We start from the raw sequence: 203 nt of genomic DNA on the forward strand, positions 1-203 counted from the left end.
ATTTTGTCCAAGTAATCTTTTCTAGCATTTGCCATGTATTCATGAATTCTAGCTACCTTTACTCGTTGTTTATTCCAGCGAGAAGATCCTTTCATTCTTCTAGAAAGAACACGCTGTGCTTTTGCCAACTTCTCTTCTAACAATCGAAAAAACTTCGGATTTTTATAGGTTGTTCCATCTGACAAAATGGCGAAATCTTTTAG

The 203-nt window shown here is 35.5% G+C and carries 1 protein-coding gene; it reads right to left on the reverse strand.

The annotated features are described in order from the left end of the window. A partial coding sequence (locus JDS92_RS30655) for a transposase (protein WP_199633081.1) occupies positions 1-203 on the reverse strand: 203 nt, incomplete at both ends.

It is taken from the genome of Bacillus cereus group sp. N12 (assembly GCF_016483575.1).
GTDB lineage: Bacteria > Bacillota > Bacilli > Bacillales > Bacillaceae_G > Bacillus_A > Bacillus_A toyonensis.